Source organism: Herbiconiux sp. UC225_62 (assembly GCF_042694625.1).
Lineage (GTDB): Bacteria > Actinomycetota > Actinomycetes > Actinomycetales > Microbacteriaceae > Herbiconiux.
This window is the reverse complement of sequence record NZ_CP170551.1, coordinates 1,189,262-1,210,268: the sequence shown is the minus strand read 5'-3', so window position 1 is coordinate 1,210,268 and position 21,007 is coordinate 1,189,262. Positions and strand designations below refer to the sequence as shown.

15 protein-coding genes are annotated in these 21,007 nt (G+C 69.2%); 11 read left to right on the top strand and 4 right to left on the bottom strand.

Going from position 1 to position 21,007, the window contains the following annotated elements; genetic code table 11:
* Positions 1-146 precede the first annotated feature (146 nt).
* Both ACFJGU_RS05825 and ACFJGU_RS05820 read left to right on the top strand, forming a co-directional pair.
* Entirely contained in the window at positions 147-2,363 is a 2,217-nt protein-coding gene (locus ACFJGU_RS05825; RefSeq protein WP_382308475.1) for a thiamine pyrophosphate-dependent enzyme, read from the top strand.
* Between the two features lies 1 nt (position 2,364).
* Positions 2,365-3,963 (top strand): 2-oxo acid dehydrogenase subunit E2, encoded by a 1,599-nt coding sequence (locus ACFJGU_RS05820; RefSeq protein ID WP_382308473.1) that lies wholly within the window; start codon positions 2,365-2,367, stop codon positions 3,961-3,963.
* A 44-nt stretch (positions 3,964-4,007) separates the two neighbouring features.
* Here ACFJGU_RS05820 and ACFJGU_RS05815 read toward each other — a convergent pair whose 3' ends face one another.
* The gene (locus ACFJGU_RS05815) at positions 4,008-4,754 is read right to left on the bottom strand and encodes a helix-turn-helix domain-containing protein (RefSeq protein ID WP_382308471.1); all 747 of its coding nucleotides are present in this window, start codon (positions 4,752-4,754) and stop codon (positions 4,008-4,010) included.
* Positions 4,755-5,068: 314 nt separating this feature from the next.
* Between ACFJGU_RS05815 and ACFJGU_RS05810 the strand changes: the two genes are divergently transcribed.
* The 3 genes from ACFJGU_RS05810 to ACFJGU_RS05800 all read left to right on the top strand — a co-directional run bounded on the left by ACFJGU_RS05810 (position 5,069) and on the right by ACFJGU_RS05800 (position 8,207).
* Positions 5,069-5,857: an SDR family NAD(P)-dependent oxidoreductase gene (locus tag ACFJGU_RS05810; protein ID WP_382308469.1), complete on the top strand. Its 789-nt coding sequence runs from the start codon at positions 5,069-5,071 to the stop codon at positions 5,855-5,857.
* A 65-nt stretch (positions 5,858-5,922) separates the two neighbouring features.
* On the top strand, positions 5,923-7,308 hold the full coding sequence (locus tag ACFJGU_RS05805; RefSeq protein WP_382308468.1) for a M24 family metallopeptidase: 1,386 nt from the start codon (positions 5,923-5,925) through the stop codon (positions 7,306-7,308).
* On the top strand, positions 7,305-8,207 hold the full coding sequence (locus ACFJGU_RS05800) for an NAD(P)-dependent oxidoreductase (RefSeq protein WP_382308466.1): 903 nt from the start codon (positions 7,305-7,307) through the stop codon (positions 8,205-8,207). Before ACFJGU_RS05805 ends, ACFJGU_RS05800 begins: the two co-directional genes overlap by 4 nt.
* A gap of 28 nt (positions 8,208-8,235) precedes the next feature.
* Here ACFJGU_RS05800 and ACFJGU_RS05795 read toward each other — a convergent pair whose 3' ends face one another.
* Positions 8,236-8,682 carry a VOC family protein gene (locus ACFJGU_RS05795; RefSeq protein WP_382308465.1) on the bottom strand — a complete coding sequence of 149 codons (447 nt, stop codon included), beginning with the start codon at positions 8,680-8,682 and terminating at the stop codon, positions 8,236-8,238.
* A gap of 97 nt (positions 8,683-8,779) precedes the next feature.
* Here ACFJGU_RS05795 and ACFJGU_RS05790 point away from each other — a divergent pair, with 97 nt between their 5' ends.
* Together ACFJGU_RS05790 and ACFJGU_RS05785 are read left to right on the top strand one after the other, a co-directional pair.
* Positions 8,780-9,835: a 2,3-butanediol dehydrogenase gene (locus ACFJGU_RS05790; protein ID WP_382308464.1), complete on the top strand. Its 1,056-nt coding sequence runs from the start codon at positions 8,780-8,782 to the stop codon at positions 9,833-9,835.
* Between the two features lie 14 nt (positions 9,836-9,849).
* On the top strand, positions 9,850-10,833 hold the full coding sequence (locus ACFJGU_RS05785; RefSeq protein ID WP_382308462.1) for a zinc-binding dehydrogenase: 984 nt from the start codon (positions 9,850-9,852) through the stop codon (positions 10,831-10,833).
* Positions 10,834-10,918: 85 nt separating this feature from the next.
* Here the strand turns inward: ACFJGU_RS05785 and ACFJGU_RS05780 are convergent, their stop codons facing one another.
* The gene (locus ACFJGU_RS05780; protein ID WP_382308461.1) at positions 10,919-12,004 is read right to left on the bottom strand and encodes an SDR family oxidoreductase; all 1,086 of its coding nucleotides are present in this window, start codon (positions 12,002-12,004) and stop codon (positions 10,919-10,921) included.
* A gap of 209 nt (positions 12,005-12,213) precedes the next feature.
* Here ACFJGU_RS05780 and ACFJGU_RS05775 point away from each other — a divergent pair, with 209 nt between their 5' ends.
* The 4 genes from ACFJGU_RS05775 (at position 12,214) to ACFJGU_RS05760 (ending at position 18,144) form a co-directional block, all read left to right on the top strand.
* Complete coding sequence (locus ACFJGU_RS05775; RefSeq protein ID WP_382308459.1) at positions 12,214-13,224, top strand: ABC transporter permease; 1,011 nt, start codon at positions 12,214-12,216, stop codon at positions 13,222-13,224.
* Between the two features lie 149 nt (positions 13,225-13,373).
* Positions 13,374-14,456 (top strand): substrate-binding domain-containing protein, encoded by a 1,083-nt coding sequence (locus ACFJGU_RS05770; protein WP_382308457.1) that lies wholly within the window; start codon positions 13,374-13,376, stop codon positions 14,454-14,456.
* Between the two features lie 95 nt (positions 14,457-14,551).
* Positions 14,552-17,062, top strand: a complete 2,511-nt coding sequence (locus tag ACFJGU_RS05765; RefSeq protein WP_382308455.1) for an ATP-binding cassette domain-containing protein — start codon at positions 14,552-14,554, stop codon at positions 17,060-17,062.
* A complete protein-coding gene (locus ACFJGU_RS05760) occupies positions 17,059-18,144 on the top strand; it encodes a zinc-binding dehydrogenase (protein ID WP_382308453.1) in 1,086 nt (361 codons plus the stop codon). The genes ACFJGU_RS05765 and ACFJGU_RS05760 overlap by 4 nt, the downstream gene beginning before the upstream one ends.
* Positions 18,145-18,152: 8 nt before the next feature.
* Here the strand turns inward: ACFJGU_RS05760 and ACFJGU_RS05755 are convergent, their stop codons facing one another.
* Positions 18,153-20,999 carry an FAD-binding and (Fe-S)-binding domain-containing protein gene (locus ACFJGU_RS05755; RefSeq protein ID WP_382308452.1) on the bottom strand — a complete coding sequence of 949 codons (2,847 nt, stop codon included), beginning with the start codon at positions 20,997-20,999 and terminating at the stop codon, positions 18,153-18,155.
* Positions 21,000-21,007: the final 8 nt, after the last annotated feature.

Below are 21,007 nucleotides of genomic sequence, written 5' to 3'. Positions count from 1 at the left end.
CGGCCTCCTGGGTTGAATGTATCCAAGAGCAACGATAAACCTTCGCGTTGATCCACAAAAGGGTGATTTCCATCTTGTAATGGATACATTTGCCGCGTACTCTGATGCGGGAGAGCGCATCTCTCACTGTCAAAGGAGAAAGTGGAATGCCCCGCGAGAAACGTCTGCAGCCCGGATCGAGTTGGGTCGAGCTGCGCACCACGCCCAGCGACTGGAAGAACGCCGACCCGGCACTCCTGTCGACCATGCTCGGGCAGCTCCACCTGATCCGCGCCTTCGAAGAAGAGGTGCTGGACCTCGCCGGCGCCGGCCTCGTGCACGGCCCCGCGCACTCGTCGATCGGCCAGGAGGGCGGCGCGGTCGGCTCGATCGTGGCTCTGCGCTCCAGCGACGGCGTGAACGGATCGCACCGCGGCCACCACCAGTTCCTCGCCAAGGCCCTCGCCCACGTGGCGCCCGACGGTCTCGACCTCAAGGCGCTCGTCACCCCTGAGGTGCAGACGGTGCTGCAGCGCACGCTCGCCGAGATCCTCGGCCTCGCCCAGGGCTACTGCCGTGGCCGCGGCGGCTCGATGCATCTGCAGTGGTTCGAGGCGGGCGCCCTCGGCACCAACGCCATCGTCGGCGGAGGCGTGCCGCTGGGCGCCGGCAACGCCTGGGCGCAGAAGCACGCGGGCACCACCGACCTCACGGTGAGCTACTTCGGCGACGGCGCCACGAACATCGGCTCGGTCCTCGAGAGCATGAACCTCGCTGCGGCCTGGAAGCTGCCGTTCTGCTTCTTCATCGAGAACAACCTCTACGCGGTGTCGACGAAGGTCGACGAAGTCACCGCCGAGCCGCGCCTGTCCGCCCGTGCGCTGGGGTTCAACATCCCCGCCTGGCGGGTCGATGGCATGGACCCGCTGGCCGTGCACCTGGCCATGGAGAAGGCGACCGAGCGGATGCGCGCCGGCGACGGCCCCGCGGTCATCGAGGCCGAGGTCTACCGCTACTTCCACCAGAACGGTCCCTACCCGGGCAGCGCCTTCGGCTACCGCACCAAGGAGGAGGAGGCCGCGTGGCGCGCCCGCGACCCGCTGCTCCGCGTGGCCAAGGAGATGACCACCCTCGGGCTCATCGACGACGAGGGTGTCGCCGCCGTGCGCGCCCAGGCTCAGGAGGCCGTGCGCCGTGCGAGTGCCGAGCTCACCGAGGCCGACCCCGACGGCAAGGCGGGGGTGCGTCGCATCCGCCCCGATCTCTGGCCGGATCCGGGGTTCGTGGATGTCGGCATCCGCGGCGACCTCTCCGAGCTCCAGGGTGCGCGCACGCAGGAGGCGGCGGAGTACGCGGGCGAGTCGTCGAAGGGCAAGTTCGTCGACGCCGTGGCGGCCGTGATGGACCGGCGGATGGGCGAGGACGAGCGGATCGTGGTGCTCGGTGAAGACATCCACCGCCTCAAGGGAGGCACGAACGGGGCCACGAAGGGTCTCGCCGAGAAGTACCCGGGCCGCGTGCTCGGCACCCCGATCAGCGAGAACGCCTTCGCGGGACTCGGCGGCGGCATCGCCCTCGACACGCGGTACCGCCCGGTGGTGGAGTTCATGTATCCCGACTTCATGTGGGTGGCCGCCGACCAGGTGTTCAACCAGATCGGCAAGGCGCGGCACATGTTCGGCGGCGACAACGCGGTGCCGCTGGTGCTGCGCACGAAGATCGCCATGGGGTCGGGCTACGGGTCGCAGCACCTGATGGACCCGGCGGGAATCTTCGCCACCAGTCCCGGATGGCGCATCATGGCGGCCTCGACGCCCTACGACTACATCGGGCTGATGAACACGGCGCTCGCGATCCAGGATCCGGTGCTGATGATCGAGCACGTCGACCTCTACGCGGAGTCGGGGTCGATTCCCGAGGACCTCGACTACCAGATCCCGTTCGGCAAGGCCGCCGTGCGGCGCACCGGGTCGGAGGTGACCGTCATCAGCTACCTGTCGATGGTGGGCGAGAGTGCCAAGGCCATCGAGCAGGCCGGCGTCGACGCCGAGTTGATCGACCTGCGGTTCCTCGACCGGGCCTCGATCGACTGGGAGACCATCGGGGAGAGCATCCAGAAGACCAACGCCGTGCTGATCGTGGAGCAGGGCGCGCAGGGCACGTCGTACGGCGCCTGGCTCGCCGACGAGATCCAGCGCCGCTACTTCGACTGGCTCGACCAGCCGGTGCAGCGGGTCACCGGATCGGAGGCGTCGCCGAGCATCTCGAAGGTGCTGGAGCGGGCCGCGATCGCGCGGGCCGATGAGGTCGTGGCCGGGCTTGAGCGCGTGCGCGCCGGGTTCGGCGCAACCCCGTCCGCCGCTGCTGCTGGAAAGGGGGCCTGAGATGGCTCAGATCATCCGGATGCCCAGCGTTCTTGCGGGCTCAGAGGAAGCGGCGATCGCCAATTGGCTCGTCACGGAGGGCCAGGTCATCGCCGTGGGCGAGCCGCTCGCCGAGATCGAGACCGAGAAGGCGATCGTCGAGTACAACGCCGAGGAGGCCGGGATCGTGGGCCGCGTCGTGCTCGCGGCCGGTGAGTCCGGCGAGATCGGTGCGCCGATCGCGGTGCTCATCGCCGAGGGTGAGACCGACGCCGACATCGACGCGGCCCTCGGTGGCCCCGCCTCCGCTCCGGCGCCGACGGATGCGCCGCCCGCGGTTGCCCCCGCTACGCCCGGTGCCGAGGAAACCGGACCGAGCGTTCCGGCGTCGGCCGCAATTCCGGCTGCGGAGTCGAGCACCAATGCCCGCGACCCGGAGTCGGGTGCGCCCGTGGCCGAGGCCGCCTCTGTCGCGGATGCCGCGTCGGCCGCCGACACCCTCGACCCGGCGGCGTCCACCACCGCGACCGCGACGACCACCGGCTCCGGCCCGGTCGCTGCGTCGGCGCCCGCCTCGGGCCAGGGCGTCGCCGCTCCGGGTGGCGTGTCGGCAGCCGGTGTGGGGGCCGCGTCCGGGTCGACGAGCGGTGAGCCCGCGACGGCGGGCGAGCGGCTCTTCGTGAGCCCGATCGCGCGGAAGCTCGCGCGGCAGCAGGGACTCGACCCGGCGGCGATCGCGGGCTCCGGCCCTGGCGGACGCATCGTGCGGCGCGACGTCGAGGCGGCGCTCGCCGCCGGGACGGCTGCGACGGCCACCGCGCCTGCCGAAGCGGCGGCGCAGACTGCTTCCGCGACATCCGAGACATCGACGCCGCTGACCCAGGCTGCCCCTGCGCCGCAGGCCGCGTCCGCGACCCCGTCCGCCTCGGCGAGCCAGGCCGGCGACTGGGACCTCGTCCCGCACACCGGGATGCGCCGGGCCATCGCGCGCCGGCTCTCCGAGAGCAAGTCGACGGTGCCGCACTTCTACCTCACCGCCGAACCCCGGGTGGACGCGCTCCTCGCGCTGCGCGCCGAGGTCAACGCGCAGTCACCCGTGCGCGTCTCGGTGAACGACTTCGTGGTGAAGGCGGTGGCCGCGGCCTTCGCCGACGTGCCCGAGGCGAACGTCACCTGGTCGGACGAGGGGATGCGCAAGCACCACGCCGTCGACATCGCCGTGGCCGTCGCGACCGACGGCGGACTCGTGACTCCCGTCGTGCGCGGCGTCGACACGAAGAGCCTCACCGCCGTGAGCTCGACGATCGCCGAGCTCGTCGGCAAGGCCAAGGAGAAGAGGCTGAAGCAGGACGAACTCGAGGGGGGAAGCTTCTCGGTCTCGAACCTGGGCATGTACGGCACCGTCGAGTTCTCCGCCATCCTGAACCCGCCGCAGTCCGGCATCCTCGCGGTCGGCGCGGCGAAGCAGCAGGCGGTCGTGATCGACGGCGAGCTCGCGGTCGCCACCGTCATGCGGTGCACGCTCTCGGTCGATCACCGGGCGGTCGACGGCGCGCTCGCCGCCCAGTGGCTCGCCGCATTCACGAAGCGAATCGAGAATCCGCTGAGCATCCTGCTGTGACCGGACGCTCCGCGGTGGTCGGCGCCGTGATCGACGCGGCGGCGTCAGGCCAGACGGTCCATCGCCTGGAGGACGTCGACCGCCGAGGAGAGTCCACCGGCACCACGCTCGGGGTGTCCGGATTCGGGCATCTCCTGCGAGAACTCGCGCCGGCCCACCACGAACCACAGGCCCTTCGCGGGCTCCGTTCCCTCGTTGATGTACATGTGCGGGCGCACGGAGTCGAAGCTCAGCGAATCGCCGGGTCGAAGCGTGAAGGTGTCGAAGTCGAGGCGCACTGTCAACTCGCCCGAGAGCAGATAGGCGTACTCGACCCCGCTGTGGCGCATCATCCGTCCCTCGATCGAACTCGACGCCCCGGGATCGTAGGTGACGAGCAGCGGATCGACCGCTCCGTCGCGACTCGCTGCCAGGCGCTCCCAGCGCACCCCGTTCTCCATCTCGAGCACGGGGTTGTCCTTGCCGCGCTGGAGGAGTCCGGGCGATCCGCTTCCGCCTGCCTCGCCGAGCAGCGGGCGCACGTCGGCATCGTCGGCCGAACCGCCGCCGGGGCTGCTCCCGCCGCTCGACCCTTTCCCCGGAGCCGCGCCGACGACCGCCGGAGCCGGGGTGTCCGATCCGGTGAGCAGGTCGTCGAACGAGATGCCCAGGTGGTTGACCAACGCGTAGAGCGTGCTCACCGAAGGCTGCGTCTTTCCGGTCTCGACCTGGGAGATGAGACTCGCCGAGACGCCGAGCGCTGATGCGACGCTGCGAAGGCTGATTCCCCGGGCGATTCGCGCTGCGCGCAACCGGGGTCCGATGTCACCGGTGATGATCCTTCTCCTTGCTCAGGAGCCGCGAGAGCCGTCGCCATGAATGGCCTGTGCAGCATGGGTATACGTGGAGGCGGCCTTGCCCCCGTGGGCTCGATTGTATGCTACAGCCTCACTGCAATCCCGACTTTCCAAAGTTCCGCGTGGATTCGCCCTTTTCGTCTCAATGTGGCTCATTCGGTGTGTTGTTATGCTGAACACATTGACAAGCTAGACTGAACATGTTCGACTGGCTCGCACAGCTGTGGCGAAGTCGCCGACGGTGGGTCCGGCACGAAAGGAACGAATCAATGGCGAATCGAATGAGCGGGAAGGTGGTCGTCGTCACCGGAGGCGCCAGCGGCATGGGTCTCGGCATCGCACGGTCGCTCGCGGCCGAGGGCGCATCGCTCGTGATCGCCGATCTGAACGCGGATGCCGCCGCCGAGGCCGCGACATCCATCGAGTCCGACGGCGGGCACGCGATCGGCGTGCGTTCCGACGTCTCCGTGCGCGACGACGTGAAGGGCGTGGTGGAGCAGGCCGTGCGGGCATTCGGCCGTATCGACGTCTGGTTCAACAACGCCGGGTTCAATGCACCGCTGCAACTGCTCGACGTCACCGAGGACAACTGGCGCGCCATCATGGACGTCAACGCACTCGGCACCCTGATCGGCATCCAGGAGGCGGCGAAGCAGTTCATCGCCCAGGGCGGCGGTGGCAAGATCATCAACACCTCGTCGATGGCCGGACGGCAGGGCTTCCCGGCCTTCGCTCCCTACTCGGCCTCGAAAGCGGCCGTCATCTCCCTCACCCAGTCGGCCGCCAAGGCCTTGGCCGAGCACGACATCACCGTGAACGCCTTCGCGCCAGGAATCGTCGACACCCCGCTGTGGATCAAACTCGACCACGATCTGCTCGAGATCGGCGAGACCAAACAGGCCGGTGAGGCGATGAACGAATACGGCGCCGGCATCATCCGCGGCCGCACCGCCCAGGTCGTGGACATCATGGGCACCACCCTCTACCTCGCCTCCTCCGACTCCGACTACCTCACCGCCCAGGTGATCATGATCGACGGCGGGATGGTGCTCGTATGACCATCCAGGATCTGTCGACCGGATCGGACCTCGTGACCACCTCGCCCCTAAGGAGTACAGCAACCATGTCCACAGCCACCAGCGGAACCAATGCGGTCGATTGGGAGACGCGGATCGATTTCGACCGCCTGCGCAGCGAGCGTCTGGCCCGGCTGAAGGCGGAGCTCGACAGCTCCCACCTGGGTGCGGTGCTCGCGTTCGATTTCTCGAACATCCGCTACATGACGTCGACGCACATCGGCACCTGGGCGATGGACAAGCTGATCCGGTTCAGCCTGCTGACCCGCAAGACCGACCCGATCATGTGGGACTTCGGCTCGGCGGCCAAGCACCACTCCCTCTTCAACCCCTGGCTCGACACCACGACGGCCGAAGCGGATGCCGATCCGCACGCCCCGCACCACGGCGCCGTGCGCCCGCGCGCGGAGTCGGGCTCGCGGGCCGGCATCTCGACCCTGCGCGGGGCGTTCAGCCCCGATGCCGAGATCGCCGACCGGGTGGCGCAGAAGATCAAGCGCGAGCTCGAGAAGTTCGGGGTGGCGAACGAGCCTCTCGGGGTCGACGTGATCGAGCTGCCGGTGCTGTTCGCGTTGCAGAAGCTCGGCATCGAGGTGGTCGACGGGCAGCAGGTGTTCATGGAGGCCCGCCGGATCAAGACGGGCGACGAGATCTCGCTGCTGACCCAGGCGGCCTCGATGGTCGACGCGGCCTATGAGGATCTGTACGAGTTCCTGCGCCCTGGCGTGCGGGAGAACGAAGCGGTCGGGCTGGTGTCGAAGAAGCTCTACGACCTCGGCTCCGAATACGTCGAGGGCGTGAACGCGATCTCCGGGGAGCGCTGCTCACCGCATCCGCACGTGTTCTCCGACCGCCTGATCCGGCCCGGCGACCCGGCGTTCTTCGACATCCTGCACTCCTTCAACGGCTACCGCACCTGCTACTACCGCACCTTCGCGGTGGGCTCGGCGAGCTCGGCCCAGCGGGATGCCTACACCCGCGCCCGCGAATACATGGACCGCGCGATCGCCCTGGTGCGCCCGGGTGCCACCACCGCGGACATCGTGAAGGTCTGGCCCACCGCTCAGGAGTTCGGTTTCGCCGACGAGGAGGCCGCGTTCGCGCTGCAGTACGGGCACGGCGTGGGTCTGTCGATCTGGGAGAAACCGATCTTCTCGCGGCTGGTGTCGCTCGATCACCCCGAGGAGCTCAAGGAGGGCATGGTCTTCGCTCTCGAGACCTACTGGCCGTCGGCCGACGGGTGGGGTGCTGCCCGGATCGAGGAAGAGGTCGTGGTGACCGCGGACGGGTGCCGGGTGATCACGAAGTTCCCGGCCGAAGAGCTTCTCGTCGCGGGCCCCCGCTACATCTCGGTGGGCGGCTCGCTGCCGCTGCTGCGCGACTCGCAGTCGCACCTCAACACGGCGGCCGGGCGCGGGGAGCCGGGAGCGTGACCGACGGATCGGATTCCGCGGCTGCGGCCGGCTCACGGATCGGGTTCGTGGGCCTCGGCTCGATGGGCTCGGCGATCGCCGGCCACCTCCTCGATTCGGGGTACCAGCTCGTGGTCTGGAACCGTTCCGAAGCCGCCGCCGACGAGCACGTCGCCCGCGGTGCGGTGCGCGCCGCGTCGATCGCCGAGGTGCTGGCCACCGGAACCGTGTTCTCGATGCTGTCGAACGAATCCGTCGTCTTCGATCTCTTCGACGCGGAGGCTCTCGCGGCGGCTCCGCCCGGAACCGTGCACGTCGACATGGCCACCATCGGTGCCTCGGCGGCCACGCGCCTGGCGGACCTGCACGACAAGCACGGCGTCGGCTACGTGGCGGCGCCCGTGCTGGGCCGGCCTCCGGTCGCGGCGGCGGGGCAGCTCACGGTGCTTGCGGCCGGAGACCCCGCCCTCGTGGAGCGGGTGCGGCCGGTGCTCGAGACGATCGGGCGGCGGGTCTGGGACTTCGGCGCCGATCCGAGCGCGGCCAACGTCGTCAAGATCGGCGTGAACTTCCTCATCATCCACGCACTGCAGGCGATGGCCGAGTCGATCACGATGCTCGAGAAGCGCGACATCGACACCGAACGCTTCGTCGAGCTGCTCGGCGACAGCCTCTTCCCCGGCGTGGTCTACTCCGGCTACGGCAAGGCGATCGCCACGAGCACGTATTCACCGCCCGGCTTCACCACCGAACTCGGCTTCAAGGACCTCATGCTGGCGCTGGACGCCGCGCACGCCACGGGCGTCTCCTTCCCCTCGGAGAACGCGCTGCGCACGGTCTTCGAGTCGGCCCTGGCGGCCGGCCAGGAGAACCTCGACTGGGCCTCCATAGCCGAGGTCACCCGCCGTCGCTCCTCCTGACCCGACGCCGCTACCGGGGCCTCCGCGGTCAGCGGGGGGACTGCCAGATCTCGAGCTGGATGCCGTCGGGGTCGCGGAGGTAGGCCCAGCGGGAGCCGGCCAGCGCGCCCTCGTCGATCGAGACGGGCGGTCCGCTGAACACGGCGCCCTTCTTGTTCAGGTCGGCGTAGGCCGCGTCGATGTCGGAGACCTCGAAGCAGACGTGGGCGGCCCCCACGTCGCAGTTGCGGCGGTCGAAGTCGGTGCCGATCGGCTCGTGGTACTCCAGGAACTCGATGCGGGTCGAGCCGATGGTGATCATCGAGAAGCTGAGCGCGGCATCCGGAACCTGCACGCTGCGGGCGAGGTCCTCGCCGATGCCGTGGTTGATGGGCCCGGACTCCAGGTCGAACATCCGCGAATACCACTCGCGTGACCGCTGGATGTCGCGCACCGTGATTCCCACGTGATGCACCCCTTCGAGTACGAACGCCATCGTTGCCTCCTCGTGCAGCTCGACAATGAGCCTGAATAGTCCTACTGAACATCAGAGTGTACAGTAATCATGAACTTTCCAAGCAAAGGAGCACGGGATGAAGGCAGCGGTCTTCCACGCAGCACACGACATCCGGGTCGAGAGCGTCACCGATCCGGCCGGAGCAGGCCCGGGAGAGGTGCTGGTGAGGCCGTATTGGTGCGGCATCTGCGGCACCGACCTGCACGAGTACGCGATGGGGCCGATCGTCATCCCGAGCACCCCGCATCCGCTCACCGGAGCCTCTGCCCCGCAGATCCTGGGTCACGAGTTCTCCGGCGAGGTTCTCGAGGTGGGCGCCGGCGTCAGCAACGTCGCGGTCGGCGACCGGGTCTCGGTGATGCCCCTCCTGTCCTGCGGCACCTGCTACTACTGCCGCCGCGCCCTCAACCACCTCTGCCAGCGCATGGGCTGCATCGGCCTGAGCTTCGCCTGGGGCGGGATCGCCGAACTCGCCGTGGTGCCCGCCACCCACGTGAGCGTGCTGCCCGAGACGGTGAGCGACCTGCAGGGTGCGCTCGTCGAGCCCGGGGCGGTGGCCGCCTACGGCGTCGACACCGCGAATGTACGCCCTGGCGACACAGTGCTGATCACCGGTGCCGGTCCGATCGGCGCGCTCGCCGCCCTCTACTCCTCCTCGCTCGGCGCGAACGTCTTCATCTCCGAGGTGAACCCCTTCCGCGCCGAGCTCGCCCGCGGCCTCGACGTGGGCACCGTTCTCGACCCCACCGAAGTCGACGTCCCCGCCTTCCTCAAAGACGCCACCGAGGGCATCGGTGTCGACGCCGTGATCGAGTGCTCCGGCAACGAGCGCGCGCTGCAGGCGGCCATCGCCTCGGTGCGATCGGCGGGCCGGATCTCGCAGACGGGCCTGCACACGAAGGCCGCCTCGATCGATCCGATGGTGCTGTCCGAACACGACATCACCCTCGCCGGCACCTGGTGCTACCCCGTCACGGACTGGCCGCGCATCATCGATCTGATCGCCCGGGGCCGCTACCCCGTGGAGAAGGTCGTCACCGCCCAGGTGGGGATGGATGACGTCGTCTCCGGTTTCGAGACCCTGCTCTCGCCCCGTGGCGATCAGGTCAAAGTCCTGATCAACGCACGCTAGAGAGGCCAGAGCACATGAAGGCATTGCAATTCGTCGACGAGGGTGTGGCCGAGGTCCGCGACATCCCGGTTCCGGAGATCGCGGCCGACGAGATCCTCGTCGCCTCCCGCCGGGTGGGGGTGTGCCACTCCGACATCGAGCTGCTCGAGGGCCGCTACATCATCCCCTTCTCCTACCCCGTCATCCCGGGCCACGAGTGGTCGGGTGAGGTCGCTGCGGTGGGTGACGCCGTGACCGACTTCGCCGTCGGGGACCGCGTCGTGGGGGAGTGCGTGATCGGCGACGACCACTTCGGCTTCTCGATCTCCGGTGCCGCGGCCGACTACTTCGTGGTGAAGCCGGCCTGGCTGCACAAGCTGCCCGACGAGCTGGGCTACGACGCCGGCGCGCTGGTGGAGCCCTTCTCCGTGGCGTACTTCGCGCTGCTGCGCGCGGGCAACGTGGATGCCAGCGACGTGCTCGTGGTGCTCGGTGCCGGCCCCATCGGCCTGGCCGTCACGGCCGCCGCCCACGCCCTCGGCGCGGTGACCATCGTGGTGGAGCCCAGCGAGGAGCGCCGTTCCGTGGCGCTGCAGCTGGGTGCGGACGAGGCCGTGCACCCGGACGCCGTCGCCGCCACCCTCGATCGACTTTCGGGTGGCCGCGGCGCCGACGTGGTGGTGGAGTGCAGCGGCCGCCCGGAAGTCATGGCGACCGCCCTCGAGCTGGCGGGCTTCGGCGCCCGGATCGCCTTCATCGGCATCGACGTCGGCCGCTCGGCCCCCGCGCAGCTCGGACTCATCCAGTCGAAGGAACTCCGGATCACCGGATCGATCGGCTCGCCCGGCGTCTGGCCCGAGACCCTGCGCTTCCTGGCCAACAGCAAGATCGACCTCAGCCCCTTGATCACGCACGTGCTCGGCGCCTCGGAGGCGACCGACGCCGTGGCCCAGGCGAAGGCGCAGACCGGCGTCATCAAGGCCCACATCGAGTTCGACGCGCCGGTCCCGCTCGCCTGATCGTCGAAAACCGCAAAGCTCGCGGCAACCGGCCCGTATAGGGCCTCGGTCGCCGCGAGCTTTGCGGTTCTCGACGTGTCGCGGGTCAGGGGATGATGTGGGCCTCGCGGTAGCGGTCGACCTTGTCGAAGAACGACTCGGGGGTCGACCGGAAGCCCTGGAACCCGGCGAGCCGGCTCTTGTCCATGCTGGTGAAGCACTCGAGGTTGCGGCCGAGGTCACCGTCGGTGTGCCACCAGCTCGCGAGTCGGTTCACGTCGGCCTCGACCAGGCCGTTCTCGGCGGCGATGGCGGCCCACTCGGATGCCGCGTGCCCCATCCGCTCGGCCAGGGGAGCCGGCGAGCCCTCGAAGCCGGCCCACTCCACGCCGAACTTCTCGGCGATGCGCGGCCACAGCCAGCGCCAGCGGAACACGTCGCCGTTCGCGATGTTGAACGCCTCGTTGCGGCCCTCGGGATGCGTGGCGGCCCACACCAGCTGCTCGGCCAGCAGGTCGGAGTCGGTGACGTCGGTGATGCCGTTCCACTGGGTCTCGGAGCCGGGGAATCGGAAGACCTCGCCGGTGCGCTTGCAGATGGTGGCGTAGACGGAGAGCGTCAGCGCCATGTTCATGGCGTTGCCGACCGCGAAACCGAAGACGGTGTGGGCGCGGTGCACGCTCCAGGTGAAGTGGTCGCGCTCCGCGGCGGCGAACAACTCGTCCTCCTGCGCGTAGTAGAAGTTCGGGGTCGACAGCCGGGGCTCCTCCTCGTGGAAGGGGGTGTCGGCCATCACGCCCGTCGCGTAGTTGTCGAACGGCCCGAGGTAGTGCTTGAGCCCGGTCAGCAGGGCGACGTGCTCGACCGAGCCGTGCCCGCCGGCGGTCACGGCGTCGAGGGTGTTGCGCACGATGGCGCTGTTCACGCGGATGTTCTCGGCCTCGTTGTCCTGCCGCATCCACGCGGTGATGAACACCAGGTTGGGCCGGATGTCGCCGACCGCTGCGGCAAGGCTCGCGGGGTCGAGCAGGTCGGCGGCCAGAGGGATGACCCCTTCGACGGGAGCGTTCGCGCTGCGGGAGAGTCCATAGACCTCGAAACCCCCGTCGATCAGGGCCCGGCAGAGCGACTGCCCCGCGATGCCCGTCGCGCCGATGACCAGTGCTCGTCGTTGAGCGTCGTCTGTTGACATGTGTGTGCCTTTCCTCGTGCTGTTCACGATAAATGTACACTTTTGCTGTACGGATTGTCCCGGAGCCCGGCGATGATCGCCGAGATTCCGGGATTCTCGCGATTATCCGGAATCGTTACCGAAAGTTGTTGTGAACACTAGGCGCTGTCTGTAAAGCTATACTCAACGATGAGTTCGACGAAGACACCTCGATTGATCACGGAGAGAGCATGAGCGCAACGGTGCGGCATGAACCGGGACTGAAGAGTTCCCGATGGACGATATCGCGCGGCCTGCTGACCGTCGGCATCGCCGTCGTGGTGCTCTTCGTGCTGAGCGCCGTCCTCGCCCCGTCGAGCGTCTCGCAGGGGGCCGTGCTCGGGATGCTGCCCTTCGCCTCGATCCTCGCCTGCGTCGGTCTCGGCCAGATGCTGGTCGTGCAGCAGGGCGGCATCGACCTCTCGATCCCCGGTGCCGTGTCGCTCGCCATCGTGGTCGTGAGCAAGGTGCCCAACGGCGACAACTCCGTGCTGTTCCCCGCGATCCTGTTGGCCGTGCTGCTGGCCGTGCTCGCGGGCGTGCTGAACGGCATCCTGGTCGGCTGGCTGAAGCTCAACGCCATCATCGCGACGCTCGGCACGAACGCCCTGCTCTTCGCGGTCGTGATCGGCATCTCGGGCGGCAGCCCGACCACCACCACCCGCCTCCTGCAGAGCATCGCCGGCGGGCTCACCTTCGGCATCCCGAACTCCGTCTTCTTCGCGCTCGCCGCCTTCGCCATCGTGACCGTGATGGTGAAGAAGACCGTGGCGGGTCGCCGCTTCGAGGCCATCGGCGCCAACCCGGTCGCGGCCCGGGCCACGGGTCTCCGGGTGCGCGTGCACCAGAGTGCCGCCTACGTGTGGGCGCAGCTGCTCTACTGCCTGGCCGGCATCCTGCTCGCGGGCATCACCGCGCAGCCCACCGCGTTCCAGGGCAACACCTACCTCATCCCCGGTGTCGCCGTCGTGGTTCTCGCCGGCACCTCCTTGCTCGGTGGCCGGGGCTATCCCCTCGCCACCATCGTCGCTGCGCTGTTCCTCAGCCAGCTCGACCAGTTCGTCCTGGCCGTCGGCGTGCCGTACGCGGTGCGCTCGATCGTCCAGGCCGCTGCCCTCGCCGTCGGCGTGGGCATGTACACGATCAACTGGGCCGCCCTCCGTGCCCGGTTGTTCCGCCCACGGGTGAAGGCAACGGCCTGACGCCGCTGCGCCCTCTTCACCTGCACCCGATCCGATCCGGATCACACATCCACCCAACGTCGACGAGGAAGTCGATCGACACAGCGGCAGAGGCGCCGCTCACTGTGAGAGGAAACCAAGAGATGGTAATCCGAAAGAGAATCGCGATGATGGCTGCGGTCGTCGGTGTCGCGGCTATCGCATTGACGGCTTGCAGCAGCGGCGCCCCGTCGTCGAACGGCGGCGGCACGGCCACCGGCGCACCCGTCGCAGGCGCCCCGGACTGGTGCGGACCGAACGAGATCACCCTCGGCCTCCTCGACGGCTTCGGCGGCAACAGCTGGCGCAAGATCACCACGGCGGCCGGCGCCGACGAAGTGGCCAAGTGCCCGAGCGTCACCGGCTACGAGTACGCGGACGGTCAGGGCGACACCCAGAAGTCGATCGCCGACATCCAGGGCATGGTCGCGAAGGGCGTCAACGCCCTCGTCGTGTTCCCGGATGCGGGCGAGGCCATGCTCCCGGCCCTGCGTTCGGCCTACCAGGCCGGCGTCGTCACCGTTCCCTACCGCGTCAATCCGGGCGGCAAGGACGGCGTGGACTACGACGCCTGGATCGGCGCCGACTTCACCACCGACGGCAAGAACTGGGGCGACTGGATCAAGACCAACTTCCCCGACGGCGCGAACATCCTGTTCCTGAGCGGCCCGAAGGGTAACAGCCAGGGCGAGGACGAACTGACCGGCATGAAGACGGTCATCGGTGACGACAAGTACAAGTTCATCGGCGAGCAGCCCTTCGAGCCCACCAACTGGGACCCGGCGCTGACGCAGCAGGTGCTCACCAGCGCCATCGCGAAGAACCCGCAGATCGATGTCATCGTCTCCGACTTCGGCCCGTCGCTGGTCGGCGCGCTGCCCGAGTTCACGAAGAGCGGCCGGTCGATCCCGGCCCTCGTCACCTCCGACGGCAACGTGCTCGGCTGCTTCTGGAAGGACAACCAGGCCGCCAACCCCGACTTCAAGATGATGACGGTCGCGACCGGTAACGACAACGTGCGCCTCGCGGTGCAGTACGCGGTGGCGAAGGCCACGGGTGGCAAGCTCCCCGACACCACCACGTTCGATGCCCCGGTGTTCGAGGACTCGGTGAGCGGAACGCCGAACCCCGTCCAGTGCGAAGCCGACCTGCCGGGCGACATCTTCCTCTCGGCCGAGATGTCTCCGGAAGACCAGGCAGCACTCCTGAAGTAACCATCCCCACCGGCAGTCGTCGGGTCGGCCGTCCGCGGGACGGGCCGGCCCGGCGGCCGTCACGGATCAGACCTCAAGGATCAAAGGGCAACTCAGTGGACACTCAACTCGAAGACGTCGACACCTCCGTCGCCGTGCTCTCCCTCACCGGGATCTCGAAGTCGTACTCCGGGGTCGCGGCACTCACCGACGTCTCGCTCGACGTGCTGCCGGGAGAGGTGCACGCGCTGCTCGGAGAGAACGGCGCGGGCAAGTCGACGCTGATGAACGTCGCCTCCGGAACCGTGCAGCCCGACGGCGGCACCATCCGGGTGAACGGGGAGCCCATCGACACGTTGAGTCCCGCCCTCGCGGCCAAGCTCGGCATCGCCATCGTGCACCAGCATCCGGCCGTGCTGCCCGACATGACGGTGCTCGAGAACCTGCGGGTCGCTCTTCCGCCCTCGGTCTTCGAGGGCAAGGGATCGCTCGAGGAGTACGCGTCGACGATCCTCGGCGAATCGGGTCTCCGGGTGCATCTCGGCGACCGGGTCGAGACGCTCACGGTGGCGCAGAAGCACCTGCTCGAGATCACCAAGGCGCTCGCGCTGGAGCCCAAGGTGCTCGTGCTCGACGAGCCCACCGCTCCTCTCGGCCAGGATTCCGTCGACCTGCTCTTCGCCCGGGTGCGTGCGGCGGTGGCCCGCGGCACGGCGGTGGTCTACATCACGCACCGGATGGCGGAGGTGCGGCAGTTGGCCGACCGCGTCACCGTGCTCCGCGACGGCAAGCTCCGCGGTGTCGCGAACGTCGACGAGGTCTCCGACGACGAGCTCCTCACGATGATCGTCGGCCGGCAGATGGAGTCGACCTTCCCTCCGAAATACGAGGCGACGGATGCCGACGAGATCAACCTCGTCATCGACGGGCTCACGGGCGACGGCTTCACCGAGGTCTCCGCGGCCGTGAAGCGCGGCGAGATCCTCGGCGTCGCCGGCGTGGTGGGCAATGGCCAGAGCGAGTTGCTGCGGGCGCTCGCGGGCCTGCAGCCGTTCACCGGGCGCGTGGTGGTGAACGGCCGGGAGTCGAACTCGTCGGCGCTGCTGGAGAAGGCCGCCTACATGCCCGCCGACCGCCACACCGAGGGACTGATGATGTCGCTCACCGTCCGCGAGAACGCGGCGGTCGCGGCCCTCAAGCGCTTCAAGCGCTGGGCCCTGCTGAGCCACACCCGCGAGGTGGAGACGGTGGGGAACACCCTCGACTCCCTCTCCGTCAAGGCGGCGTCGATGGATGCGGTCGTCTCCTCCCTCTCGGGTGGAAACCAGCAGAAGGTCGTCATGGCCCGGGCTCTGCTCTCCGAACCGTCGCTCGTCATCGCCGACGAACCGACCCAGGGTGTGGACGTCGGGGCCCGCCTCGAGATCTACAAGATCCTCCGCGAGGTCTCCGCCTCCGGCATCCCCGTCATCGTCGCCTCCTCGGATGCGAAGGAGCTCGAGGGCCTCTGCGACCAGGTGGTCGTGATGTCGCGCGGCAACGCCGTCGACACGCTGCTCGGCGACGACATCACCGAGTCGCGCATCGTGCAGGCCGCGGTGACCTCCACCGCGCACACCGCGAACACGCGCCTGGCCACGACGGAGAAGATCGCGCGGTCGACGCCGTTCCGTCGCTTCGTGCAGGGCGACTACGCGCCATCCGCTCTGCTGGTGGGCGTGATCGTGCTGCTGGGCGCGTTCATCTTCAGCCAGAACGCTCGCTACCTCTCCGACTTCAACATCTTCTCCGTGCTGATGCTGGTCTCGGCGCTCGGCTTCATCGCGCTCGGCCAGACCATCTCGCTGCTGATCGGCGGCATCGACCTCTCGGTGGGGCCGCTGGCCGGCTTCCTGGTGGTGGTCGGGTCGTTCTTCGTCAACGACGACAAACCCTTCGGGGTGGTGGGGCTGGGCATCCTGCTGATGTTCGTGCTCGCGATCGCCACGGGGTTGATCAACGGATCGCTCATCCGCTTCGGCAAGTTCACGGCCATCGCCGCGACTTTGACCCTCTACATCGCGCTGCAGGGGCTCAGCTTCCTGCTGCGCGATTCGCCCGGCGGGTACATCGCGGCCGGCTTCACCGCGGTGATGACCACGCGCGTCGGCCCGGTTCCGGTCGTGTTCATCGTGCTCGTGCTGCTCGCCATCGGGCTCGAGCTGATGCTGCGCAAGCGGCGCTGGGGCTGGCGGCTGCGGGCCACCGGGTCGGACGAAGAGGCGGCGCGGCGCATCGGCGTCAACATCGACAAGACCGTCGTGCTCGCCTACGCCACCACCTCGGTTCTCGTCTTCCTCGGCGCGATGGTGCTGATGACGCAGATCGGCGTCGGCGACCCCGCTCAGGGCGTGAGCTACACGCTCTCCAGCATCACGGCCGTGGTGCTCGGCGGAACGTCGCTGCTGGGCGGCCGCGGGACGTTCATCGGCAGCCTGTTCGGGTCGATCCTCATCATCCAGGTGCTGAACGCCACCACCTTCCTCGGTCTGTCGCAGATGTGGCAGTACATCTTCCAGGGCGTGCTGATCCTCGTGGCCGCCATCTTCTACTCGATCGCGCGTCGTCGCAGGAAGACCCTCGTATGACCGACAGCTCCACTCCGTCCTCGTCCGACACGATGCCCGCCGCCGTCTACCACGGCGACCACGACATCCGGGTGGGGGCGGTCCCGGTTCCGGTCCGCGGGCCGGGGGAGGTGCTCATCCGGGTCACCCGCTCCGGGCTCTGCGGAACCGATGCCACGGAGTGGGCCGTGGGGCCGAAGGTGTTCCCCGTGTCGGTCGCGCACCGGGTCACCGGGCATCACGGTCCGATGATCCCCGGTCACGAGTTCGTCGGTGAGGTGGTGGAGGCGGATGCCTCGAGCGGCTTCCAGCCCGGTGACCGCGTCGCGAGCGGGGCCGGCGTGTGGTGCGGCGAGTGCGAGCGCTGTCTCGAGGGCCGCACCAACATGTGCGACCGCTACTACACCTACGGTCTCAGCACGGACGGCGGGATGGCCGGCTTCGTGTCGACCCCGGCGCGCAACCTGGCGCCCATCCCCGACGGGCTCACCGACGACCACGCCGCGCTCGCGCAGCCGCTCGCCGTGGGCATCCACGCCGCCCGGCGCTCGGGCGCGGTCGACGGCGACCGGGTGGTGATCATCGGCGGGGGAGCGATCGCGTCGTTCGTGCTCGCCGGCCTGAAGCATCTGATCGACGCGGAGGTGCTCGTGGTGGAGTTCCCGGGGCCGAAGCAGGATCGCGCGCTGCGGTTCGGCGCGTCGGCCGTGCTGAGTCCGTCGCCCGATCTGCTGGCGGAAGTGGTGGAGGCCTTCGACGGAGCACGGCCCGACGTGGTGATCGAGGCGAGCGGCGCCCCCGGGCAGCTCGCCACGGCGGTGACGCTGGTGCGCGACGGCGGGCGGGTGCTCGCGGTCGGCTTGCCGAAGGCGAAGCCCGAGCTCGACGTGCACTCGATGGTGTTCCGCGAGATCACGATCGACTCCTCGCTGGCGCACGTGTGCGACACCGACCTCCGGCCGGCGCTCGACATCCTCGCCGAGGGACTGGTGGGTCCGGAGCTGCTCGAGAGCGTGGTGCCGCTCGACGAGCTCGGCGCACAGCTCGAGCGTCTGGTGCAGGGCAAGCTCGACGGCAAGGTGCTGGTCGACCCCTGGCGCTGAGCGCCGCGTCAGCGGGCCTGGGGGCGGGTGGCGTCGGCGAGGAGTTCGAGCACGTGCTGGTACTCGGCGCCCGTGGCGCGGGTCATGCCGAGTTCGCAGGTGCGGTTGCAGCTGGCGTGGGCGGTGGCCCCGGAGGCGCGCACCTCGGCCGCCTGCGTCGCCGTGGCGGATGCGGTGAGCTCGGGATGCAGCATCCCGCGGTCTCCGGCGAAGGCGCAGCAGCCCCAGTCGTCGGGCACCACGACGGTCTCGGCCACGGCGTTCGCCACGGCGATGAGCTGCGGGTTGATGCCGAGTCGGGTCGACGAGCAGGTGGGGTGCAGGGCGAGCTTCTCGACGCGGTCGTGCTCGGGCAGAGCCGGGAGGATGCGGGTGGCGACGAAGTCCACCACGTCGATCACGCGCATCCGTCGTGCCCCTGTGGCGGGAGCCGGATCGGCGTCGATGGTGTGCAGCAGACCCTCGGTGCAGGAGGAGGCGTCGCAGACGATGGGCAGCTCGCCGTCGCGCGTGGCCTCCCGGAGGCTCGCGAGCACGCGGTCGCGCATGATGGCGGCGCCGTCGGGCAGGCCCTTCGACGACCACGGGGTGCCGCAGCAGAGGGAGTCGATGTCGGAAGGGATGAGCACGGTCACGCCGGCCTGCTCGCAGAGCTGCTCGAAGCTGCGCTGCACGCCCGGGCCGGTGGCGCCGTCTGCGGCATCCGCCGGGCCGAACATGGCGTTCACGCAGGCCGGAACGTAGACGGCCTCGGGCGCGGCGTTCGGCGGCGGGGTCGGGCGGGACCGGCGCGCGCCACCCGCCGGCAACTCACCCGACCACAGCGGCAGCACGTCGTCGCCCACGACGGCGCGGCCGAGACGGTTCGGAATCGTGACGACGGGTGACGGCACCTTCTCGGCGACGGTGAGTGCGGTGCTCGCGATCCGGGTGGTCGCGCCCCAGTGCTGGGCGGCCGTCTTCCACACCTTCTTCTCCACGCCGCTGTGCTCGGTCTTGCGGAGGCGGCGCACCAGGTCGCCGGTGTTGATGAGCACGGGACAGGCGGTCTGGCACATGCCGTCGACCGCGCAGGTCTGCACGCCCTGGTACTCGTAGTCCTGCTCCAGTGACGCGGCGAGAGCGTGGTCGCCGTCGGCGGTGGCGCTCGCGATGGCGCGCTTCACCACGATGCGCTGACGAGGAGTGAGGGTGAGGTCGCGGCTCGGGCACACGGGCTCGCAGTACCCGCACTCGACGCAGCGGTCGGCTTCGACCTCGATGGTGGGGGTGCGCTTGATGTCTTTGAGGTGCACCGCGGGGTCGTCGGTGATGATGACGCCCGGGTTGAGCATTCCGCTCGGGTCGCAGAGGGTCTTGAGTTCGCGCATCACGGCGTAGAGCTCGTCGCCGTACTGCCGCCGGACGTAGGGGGCCATGACACGACCCGTGCCGTGCTCGGCCTTGAGCGAGCCGCCCTCGCCGAGGATGAGGTCGACCATGTCGTCGGTGAAAGCGGCGTAGCGGTCGAGTCCGGGGCCCTCGAAGAGGTCGGTGAGCATGAAGTGGATGTTGCCGTCTTTGGCGTGGCCGAAGATGACGTTGTTGTCGTAGTCGTAGCGCCCGAAGAGGCCGATCAGGCGCTCGCAGGTGCGGGCGAGCGACTCGACCGGAACCACGACGTCTTCGAGCAGCGCCGTGGTTCCCGAAGGCCGGGCGCCCGCGACGGTGGCGTAGAGGCCCTTACGGAGGTGCCACAGGGAGGCGCGGGTGGCGGCGTCGGTCGAGAGCACGGTGGGGGTGCTCGTGCGCAGGGCGTCGAGGGTGCGCTGGCCTGTGGCCTGGGCCGCGCTCAACTCCTCGGCCGTGGCGGCCTGGTACTCCACCAGCAGGGCTGCCTGCTTGTCGACGGCGAGGTCGCGGATGAGCGGATGCGCGTCAGCCTCCGCCTTGCCCACGCGCAGCGATTGCGCATCCATCAGTTCGACGGCGGATGCCCCGCTCGCGACGATGCCCGGGAGCGCTTCGTTCGCGGCCAGGAGGTCGTCGAAGATGAGCAGGCCGGTGGCGGCCTTCTCGAGGAGGGGAAGGGTGCGGAAGACGGCTTCGGCCACGAAGCCGAGGGTGCCCTCGCTGCCGATCACGAGGTGGGCGAGGAGTTCGGCCGGGGTGTCGTGGTCGAGGAAGGCGTTGAGGCCGTAGCCCATGGTGTTCTTCATCGAGAACTGGTGCTGCAGGATGCGCACCGACTCGGGGTTGCCGCGGATTCGGTCGCGGAGGCGGAGGAGGCCCGCGGTGAGGGCGGGCTCGTCGTGGGCGAGGCGTTCGTCGGCGTCGGGCGCGCCGGTGTCGACTACGGTGCCGCTCGGAAGCACCACGGTCATCGACTCGAGGGTGCGGTAGGTGTTGCCCGTGATGCCGCAGGCCATGCCGGACGAGTTGTTCGCGACCACGCCGCCGATGGTGCAGGCCGATTCGCTCGCCGGATCGGGCCCGAGCTTGCGTCCGTGTCGTGCCAGGCGGGCGTTGACCTGACGCACCGTGGCGCCGGGCTGCACGCGCACGCGGCCCCCGTCGTCGAGCACCTCGATGCGGCGGAAGTTGCGGCGCACGTCGACGAGCACGCCGTCGGTGACGCCCTGACCGCTGAGGCTGGTGCCGCCGGAGCGGAGGGTGACCGGGGTGCCGGTGCGGGAGCCGGCACGCAGCAGGCGACCGACCTCGGCGGCATCCTTCGCGATCACCAGGGCCTCGGGCACGAGCAGGAAGTGCGAGGCGTCGTGCGCGTTGGCATGGAGGTCGATGGGGCGCGTGGAGACCTGCGCCGGGTCGGCGACCTCGGCGGTGAAACGGTCGGCGATCGTTGGTGCGGGCATGGGCATCC